General features: G+C 76.6%; 5 protein-coding genes. All 5 read left to right on the forward strand.

Annotation, left to right across the window (positions count from 1 at the left end; genetic code table 11):
* The first annotated feature begins 250 nt into the window (after positions 1-250).
* Positions 251-697, forward strand: a complete 447-nt coding sequence (locus F8274_RS11790) for a hypothetical protein (RefSeq protein ID WP_151462344.1) — start codon at positions 251-253, stop codon at positions 695-697.
* A 62-nt stretch (positions 698-759) separates the two neighbouring features.
* On the forward strand, positions 760-915 hold the full coding sequence (locus F8274_RS11795) for a DUF4177 domain-containing protein (RefSeq protein ID WP_013289021.1): 156 nt from the start codon (positions 760-762) through the stop codon (positions 913-915).
* Positions 916-981: 66 nt separating this feature from the next.
* Complete coding sequence (locus F8274_RS11800) at positions 982-1,443, forward strand: RidA family protein (RefSeq protein WP_151462339.1); 462 nt, start codon at positions 982-984, stop codon at positions 1,441-1,443.
* 118 nt (positions 1,444-1,561) lie between these two features.
* Entirely contained in the window at positions 1,562-2,389 is an 828-nt protein-coding gene (locus F8274_RS11805; protein ID WP_151462340.1) for an MBL fold metallo-hydrolase, read from the forward strand.
* On the forward strand, positions 2,386-5,967 hold the full coding sequence (locus F8274_RS11810; protein ID WP_151462341.1) for an adenylate/guanylate cyclase domain-containing protein: 3,582 nt from the start codon (positions 2,386-2,388) through the stop codon (positions 5,965-5,967). The genes F8274_RS11805 and F8274_RS11810 overlap by 4 nt, the downstream gene beginning before the upstream one ends.
* Positions 5,968-6,017: the final 50 nt, after the last annotated feature.

The following is a 6,017-nucleotide window of genomic DNA, read 5'->3' on the forward strand; positions in this document are numbered from 1 at the left end:
GGTAGCGGTCGGCGGACGGCTTGCCAGCCCCGCGTACGCCGTGCCGCGCCGCGCCGGACGGGTGCTTGCCGCCGCTCTCCCGGATGAGGGAATGTGTCGCATATGTGACTGGAGGTGACCGGTTGTGCGCGTCCCGTTGCCGGGACTCTTCCCAGGTCCTACGTTCGTCGCGACGCGGGGGCCGGACCGGCGACGGGTTCCGAGCCGGATGGTGGTGACGGTGAACAGGTACGAGGCCCGGAGGCAGCGGATGCGCGACGCGGAGAACATTCCCCGAGCCCAGTTCCCCGGCGAGCGGGCGGGAGGGCCCGGCGACGCCGAGGGGCCCGGCGCGGGAGCGCCGTTCAACGAGCGGTCCTACCGCCCGCCGACCGAGGTGGTGCGCGCCCTGGCCCGGCCGGCCGGTCGGGGCCGCGACGAGGAGGAGCCCGGCTACGTCATCCACCTGCCGGTCCGGGTCCCCGACCTGGCGGCGGCCACCGCGCTCGCCGGCACCGTGGCCACCTCGCTGGGCTTCCTCGGCGAGCTGGACGCCGGCGAGACCACGGTCTCCACGGCCGACGACCAGAACAACCGGCACCGGGTCTTCTGCGACCTGCTGCTGCCCGACCGCAGCCGGTGCCCCCAGCGGTACGAGCACGAGGGCCCCTGCGGCGAGCCCCCCGGTACGCCCGAGCAGCGTCCCGCGTCCCCGTAACGGCGGCGGACCGTAGGCTGTGCCTGACCGCAGTCCATGCCAGGCAAGGGAGCCTTCACCCGATGCAGAAGTGGGAATACGCCACGGTCCCGTTGCTGGTCCACGCGACCAAGCAGATCCTCGACAACTGGGGCGAGGACGGCTGGGAGCTGGTCTCCGTGGTTCCCGGCCCGAATCCGGAGCAGCTCGTCGCCTACCTGAAGCGTCCGAAGGGCTGAGGCCGTGAGCGCGAGGAGTGAGCCGGGTTTGCGAGCCCCGCAGTCGCGAACGAAGGACGGCATGGCATGAGTAACGGACCGCACGCGAAGCTCGCGGAACTCGGCCTGACCCTGCCCGAGGTGGCGTCGCCGCTGGCCAGCTATGTGCCGGCCGTCCAGTCCGGGCAGCACGTCTACGTCTCGGGCCAGCTCCCGATCGCCGAGGGCAAGCTGCTCGCCAGCGGCAAGGTCGGCAACGGCGTCTCCGCCGAGCAGGCGAAGGACCTGGCGCAGCGGTGCGCGCTGAACGCGCTCGCCGCGATCGACTCGCTGGTCGGGCTGGAGAACGTCGTCAAGATCGTGAAGCTGACCGGCTTCGTGGCCAGCGCGCCCGGCTTCACCGGCCAGCCCGGCGTGGTCAACGGCGCCTCCGAGCTGTTCGGCGCCGTCTTCGGCGAGGCCGGCCGGCACGCCCGCAGCGCCGTGGGCGTCGCCGAGCTTCCCCTCGACGCCCCCGTCGAGGTCGAGGTCATCGTCGAGGTCGCCTGACGCTGCGTACCCGTGATCTTGCCGGTGCCGGAGGGGCAGACGACCCGCAAGGGGACATAACCCCTGGCGGCACGGCAAGATCGCGGGGAGTGGCGGGCGGGGTCGTACGATCGCTGCCATGGGGCCTGTGACCGGAGCCGCAGGGGCGCTCGCGGACGAGCTGCCGGGGTGGGTGACGCTGGTGCGTGCCCCGAACCCGGGGCCGATGACGCTGGACGGCACGAACACCTGGGTGCTGCGCGCCCCGGGCGCCGAGCACGCCGTGGTGGTCGACCCCGGCCCGGCCGACGAGGAGCACCTGGCCGCGCTCGCGGCGCACGGCCCGGTCGGTTTCGTGCTGATCACCCACGGGCACGCCGACCACACCGAGGGCGCGGCGCGGCTCAGCGAGCTGCTCGGCGGGGTGCCCGTCCTCGCCGCCGACCCGGCGCACACCGTCGGCGGCACGCCGCTGACCCCGGCCACCGCGCTCGACGCCGGCCTGGACATCCGCCTGCTGACGACCCCCGGGCACACCGCCGACTCGGTCTGCTTCCTCGTCGGGCACGGCGACGAGCGGGTCGTGCTCACCGGCGACACCATCCTCGGGCGGGGCACCACCGTGGTCGCCCACCCGGACGGGCACCTCGGCGACTACCTGTCGAGCCTGGAGCTGCTCGCCACGTACCGGGGGGTCCCGGCGTTGCCGGGCCACGGCCCGGCGCTGGCCGACTGCGGCGTGGCGGCCGAGTTCTACCTGGCCCACCGGCGGGCGCGGCTCGACCAGGTCCGTGCGGCGGTCGCCGCCGGCGCGACCACCGCGCCCGAGGTCGTCGAGCGGGTCTACGCGGACGTCGACCGGTCGCTGTGGTGGGCCGCCGAGTGGTCGGTGCGGGCCCAGTTGGAGTACCTCGGGGTGAGCCCCCGGGAATCCGGCGCCGGGGGTACGGGGTTGGAGCAGCCGTGACCTGCCCGGTGTGTGGAACCGTCGCCGTACCCGGCGCGCGGTTCTGCCACAACTGCGGGGCCGCCCTGCCGGCCGCCGCCACGCTGCCCGCCGCCGAGCGGCGGGTGGTGACCGTGCTCTTCGGCGACCTCTCCGACTTCACCTCCTGGTCCGAGGACCTCGACCCGGAGCGGGTCGGCGCCGTCACGGACCGGGTGCTGGCCGCCCTGGCGGGCGCGGTCAAGACCTTCGGCGGGCACGTCGACAAGCTCACCGGCGACGGGATCATGGCGGTCTTCGGCGCGCCGGTGGCCCACGAGGACGACGCCGAGCGCGCCGTCCGGGCCGCGCTCTCCATGCAGCGGGCGGTCCGCCGGGTCCTCGACGACGAGCGGGGCGGCGGCGCGCCGCTCGGCCTTCGGGTCGGCCTGAACACCGGCGACGTGATCGCCGGCATCCAGGCCGCGATCGAATACACGGTCATCGGCGACACGGTGAACACCGCCGCCCGGCTCGCCGACGCCGCCGCCGTCGGCGCGGTCTACGCCGGCGGGCGCACCTCCGCCGCCACCCGGCACGTCGCCTCCTGGCGGGCGCTGCGCCCGCTGCGGCTCAAGGGCAAGCGCGAGCCGGTCGAGGCGTACGAGCTGCTGGGCCTGCTGGACGCTCCGGGCACCCGGTCCGGCCTCGGCGACGAGGCGCCCTTCGTGGGCCGGGAGACCGAGATCGGCCGGGTCGCCGGCCGGCTCGCCGAGGTGATCGACCGGGGCGAGCCCCGGGTGCTGCTGATGACCGCCGAGGCGGGGATCGGCAAGTCCCGGTTCGCCGCCGAGGTGGAACGCCTCGCCGCCGGCTACGACGTCGGCGCCGGCCGGTACGCCGCGCACACCGGCGCCCGCGTGCTCTCCGTCCGCTGCGCCGCGTTCGGCGAGCGGCGCCGGCTCGCCCCCCTGGCCGACCTGGTCCGGGCGGCGGTCGGCCTGCCCAACGACGCCGCCACGGCGCTCACCCGGCCCGCCGTCGAGGAACGGCTGCGCCGGCTCGGGCAGCGCCTCGGCCGGCTCCCCGGCGACCTGCCCCCGCTCGCCGTGGACCAGCTCCTGGCCCTGCTCGGGTACGCCGAACTCCCCGCCGCCACCGAGAACGGCGAGTGGAACGCCGCGGCCCCGCCGCCGGACGCCGAGGCCGTGCCCAACGCGGTCGCCGAGCTGCTCAGCGCGCTCGCCCTGGAGGCGCCGCTGGTGATCGTGGTGGACGACCTGCACGACGCCACCGCCGAGACGATCAAGGCGCTCGCGCTGACCCTCAACCGGCTCAGCGGCCCGGTGCTGGTGCTGCTGCTCGGCCGGCCCGAGCTGGTGCGGACCGCCGGCGCGCTGACCCGCGTCGCGGACGCCGAGGTGCACGCGCTGCCGCCGCTGCGCGGCGCCGACGCCTCCCGGCTGCTCACCAGCTATCTGAGCGGCGGCAAGCTGTCCACGGCCGACGCCGACCGGCTGCTCGCCACCGCCCAGGGCAACCCGTTCTACCTGGCCGAGCTGGTCACCCTGCTCATGGAGCGCGGGGCGCTGACCGCCGGCCCGGGGCGGGACGCCAACGTCGGCTGGCGGCTCGCGCCCGGCTCGCTGGGCAGCCGGCTGCTCTCCCGCGACCTGGCCGCCGTTCTCGCCGCGCGTATCGACGCCCTGCCGCCGGACGCCCGCTCGGTCCTGCGGGACGCCGCGGTGGTCGGCGACATCGTGCCCGGCGGTGCGCTGGAGGCGCTGCGCGAGCAGCGCCTCGGGCGGGACGGCCGGCCGGCCGCGGTGGCCGCGGTCGAGCTGGACCGGGCCGTGGAGGAGCTGCTGCAACGCCGCATGCTGCACCGGACCCGCACCGGGTTCGCCTTCGCCACCCCGCTCATGCGCGAGGCCGCGTACGCCGGGGTGAGCAAGGCCGAGCTGGCCGAGCGGCACGCCGCGCTGGCCCGCTGGGCCGCCCCGGAGAGCGCCGACGGCCCCACCGCGCCACCCGGCGGCTTCACCGATTCCGCCCGGGACGACTTCGTCGCCCAGCACGTCGAGCGGGCCGCCGCGCTCGCCGACGCGGTCAAGCTCCGTCCGGACTCGCCGGCCCGGGCGGTGGCCCCGCTGGGCGTGGCCGCGCTGTGCCGGGCCGCCCGCCGCGCGCTGCGGTCGGGGGAGCCGGCGATGGCCGTCGAGTACGCCGAACGCGCCGCCGAACTGGCCCGCGACGGGGTGCCGCTGGCCGACCGGGTGGTGCACGCCCGCGCGCTGCTCCAGATCGGCCGCCCGGCCGACGCGCTCGCCTTCGCCGAGAAGATCGCCGCGAACGCCGGGGACGCGGCGGCCACCCGCACCAGCGCCCTGCTGTTGGCCGGGCAGGCCCACCAGACGCTGGGTGACGCCGCCCGGGCCGAGCGGAGCTGGCAGGAGGCGTTGCAGGTGGCCACGGCGGCCAACCTGCCGACCATGCGCGCCTCGGCGATGCGCCGACTCGGCATGGCCGACTTCATCGCCGGCCGGCTGGGCCAGGCGAGCAGCCGCCTGGCGGCCTCCTACCAGGTCAGCCTCGCCGCGAAGGACCCGCGCGGGCAGGCCTGGTCGTTGCAGAACCTGGCCTGGGTCACCACGACCCGGGGCGACTTCGCCGGCACCGACGCGGTGCTCGGCCGGGCCGCCCGGCTCTTCGCCGAGCTGAAGGACCCGTACGGCCGGGCCTGGCTGCGTGGCACCACCGCGTTCGCACGGCTGCTCGCCGGTCGGCTCCGCGAGGCGTGCCGGATGGCGCAGGTGTTCCTGCCGTTCGGCGAGCGGGTCGGCGAGGCGTGGGCGGTGGGCACGCTGCGCGCCGTCGAGGCGTACGCCACCGCCGAGCTGGGCGAGCTGGCCGAGGCGGACCGGGCGGCACGCCGGGCGTACCGGGAGTTCGCCGAGGTCGGCGACGACTGGGGGCAGGGCTTCGCGCTGGTGGTGCGCGGCGTGGTGGCGCGCGGGCTGGGCGAGCCGGAGCACGCCGCCGACCTGCTCACCGACGCCCTGGCGTACGCCGACCGCACCGCGCACCCCCTGCTCACCGGGATGGCCGGGACGCTGCGCGGCTTCGTGGCGCTGGACATGGGCGACGCCGGGACGGCCGAACGGGAGGCCCGGTCGGTGCTGACCACCGTGGAGCCGCACAACCCGCAGGCCCCCGCCCAGGTGGCGCCCCGGGTGCTGCTCGCCATGGCCCGGCTCGCGGCCGGCGACGCCGCGACCGCGGTGGGGCTGCTCGCTCCGGTCGCCACGACCGCCGCCAACACCCCGTCGCTGCTGTTCTCCCGCCGCCAGACCATGGCCCGGTACGCGTCGGCGCTGCTCGCCCACGGCCAGCGCGAGCAGGCGCTGGACTGGGCGCAGCGGGCGGTGTCGGCCCCGGCCGAGGACGTGCGCAGCCAGGTCATCGCGCGGATGGTGCTGGCCGAGGCGTTCGCCGCCTGCGGCCGCCCGGCCGAGGCGCTGGCCAGCGCCGAGGAGGCGGCACGGCTGGCGTACGCCACCGAGCAGCGCAGTGAGCGGGCCGTCGCCGACGCGCTCCGCGCCCGCCTCGCCGCGCACTGATCCCGACCCGGTTCTGCCGGTTCCGGGGATGTGCCCGTCGGAGGGGGCGG

It is taken from the genome of Micromonospora sp. AMSO31t (genome assembly GCF_008868175.1).
In the GTDB taxonomy this organism is placed as follows: domain Bacteria; phylum Actinomycetota; class Actinomycetes; order Mycobacteriales; family Micromonosporaceae; genus Micromonospora.